Genomic DNA, 2,602 nt, shown 5'->3' with positions numbered 1-2,602 from the left:
CCTGCCGGAAGGCCTGAGCCAAAACCGCTACATCGAAGGCTTCATGGGCTTCACCGGCTCCGACGGCACGACCCTGAACCTGCCATACATGGGCTTCCGCGGCAACTGGGATGCCCAGCCGATCTTTGATCCGGTCAACGGCCAGTCCGCGCAGGCGCTTGGCCTGAGCTCCTCTTCGGTGCTTTACGCCGAAGACCTGCTGACCAGCAAGCTGATCATTCCTGGGACGACCGCCGACTCCGACACCGTCGACCAGGACGCCGTGGCCTTTTCTAACAGCGGCAGCGCGGCCGTTCAGTCCATTCAGGGCCAAGTCTACTTGTTCCGCAACGCGTCCGACGTGAAGTTCCAGATTCTGGACGCCGACGGCAACGTGGTCACCACGCTTTCCAAGTCGACCAACGAAACCAAGACGTACTACTACCAAAACGGTCAGTACTACACCACGCTTGACCTGCCGAAGTGGGACGGGACCGCGTTCAACCAGTCGACCGGCAAGTACGAGACCGTTCCGGACGGCCAGTACACCTACCGCGTCTCCGCGGTGGCCGATGGCGCGTCCGAGGACAGCCGTCAAAACATCGACATGCCGTTCAAGGTCGACTCCGTTGCACCTGAACTGCAGCACATCGCCTTGACCTCCGAGGAAGTCGACGGCAAGACCCAGTACTACATCACGGGCGAAACCAAGGACGACTTCTCCGGCAACGACATCACCAAGATGGCCGGCACCGCCGTTAACGGCGTCGTCGAGGTCTACCAAACCTACGAAGTGACCGGCACCACGGCCGACGGCTACACCCAGATCAAGGTGCCTTTGACCGACGCGCAGGCCAAGACGCTGGCTCAGGGCCGCAACGCCATCGAGCTGTACGTCAACGATAACGCCTCGAACTATGTCGACGTCATGAAGGACGACGCACCGCTTCCTGGCCAGACCGCTGACGGGCTGGTCATCGACGGTGGGATTCCGGCCACCATCAGCATGGCCAACGAAGACAACATCGATGCCGACTTCAACACCGGCGTTCTCTCCTACGAGATGACCGGTCGCTACTCCGGCGGCGATGTCTACGGGACCTACGTGGATGCGGACGGTAAGACCCAAGACCTCAACATCGAAAACCACACGAACCCGAACGACCCAACCGACGTTTCGGCTCAGTACTTCGTGGCGAAGATGCCAATCGCGCATGCGGTTGATTGGGACACGACGTTCAAGTTCTACGCCGATGCCGCACACACGCAGCTGCTTGGCAGCTACGACTCGCACATCGCTCTGCAGCAGCCGAAGATCGGCACGCTGACCGTCAACAACGGCAACGCCCAGACCTCCGAAGGCAGCGTCAAGGTGGCCGGTACGGTTTCCGACGACGTGGTTTCGGCCACGGCGACGGTCAACGGCGGCGACCCAATCGACTTGGCCCTGGACGATAGCCACGCGATTGACGCCGATGTGCCGGTTGCGTTCGGCGACAACACCGTCACCATCACGCTGACGGATGCCGATGGCAACGTCAAGACCTTCGATTACGCGGTCAACTCCAGCTACGACGCCGATCCGCTGACCAACGCGGTGACCCTCGATAACGGGATCAAGTTCGGGACCAACTATGTCGAACCAGGCGACACCGCCTACGACGCCGACACCCAGACCTACCACATTTCCGGCCACGTCAAGCACCCGACGACCAGCCTCGAAATCGCGGGCAAGCACGTCGACGTCAAGTCCGACCTGTCCTTCAGCGTTGACCTGCCGGTTGGCACCCTGGGCAAGCACGACTTTAGCGTTGTCTTTGGCAACACCCTGACCGGCCAGACCATCCAGGAACGCATCTCCATCGTTTTGGATGCGATTGCGCCTGAAGTGACAATCGACCAGGATACCGACAACGACATCCACACCGACAAGGACACCTTCACCATCAGCGGGACCGCGACGGACAACTTCGACTACCTCGAAGTCTACATCAACGGCAACCAGATCGTGCAGACCTCCGGTGACCTCAACTGGAACACCAAGACGCCTGGCACCAGCCAGTCCTTCTCCGAGGTTGAACACCTCAAGGAAGGCAAGAACATCTTCGTGATCGATGTTGGCGACAGCACCGGTAACCAGGTTGAAAAGGTGGTCACGGTTTACTACGACAAGCCTGCAACCACCGGCACCGAAACCGGCACTGGCACGGAAACCGGCAACACGGGTTCTGAGACTGGCACCGGCTCCGAGACCACCACGGACACGCTCCAGAGCGTTCTGGATGCGATCGCGGCGGCCAAGAAGGACGCAAGCGACGTCGGCGAGGCCATCAACCCGGCAACGGGCAACACCTTCAACGGCGACTTCAACGCCCTGGCCGCTGACCTGAAGATCAGCAAGCTGACCCCGGCCCAGGCCAAGTCGCAGCTCGCCGACCTGATCAAGGCGGTTGCAGCCTACCGCGCCGCCAACGGCATCACCGCGCCGACGACCGACACGGATACTGACACCGACACGGATACCGACACTGGTTCCGATACCGGCGCCACCGACACCGCAAGCCCGGTCCTGACCGCGATTGACGCGGCCAAGAAGGCACTCGGCGCGACGCTCGGCGAAACC

General features: G+C 61.2%; 1 protein-coding gene. It reads left to right on the top strand.

The window, feature by feature from the left end; genetic code table 11:
* On the top strand, positions 1 to 2,602 hold a 2,602-nt coding region (locus NUH19_RS12925; RefSeq protein ID WP_476737500.1), incomplete at both ends, for a flagellar hook assembly protein FlgD.

The organism is Lacticaseibacillus parakribbianus, assembly GCF_025490915.1.
Lineage (GTDB): Bacteria > Bacillota > Bacilli > Lactobacillales > Lactobacillaceae > Lacticaseibacillus > Lacticaseibacillus parakribbianus.
This window is presented reverse-complemented; position numbering and strand designations above follow the sequence as displayed.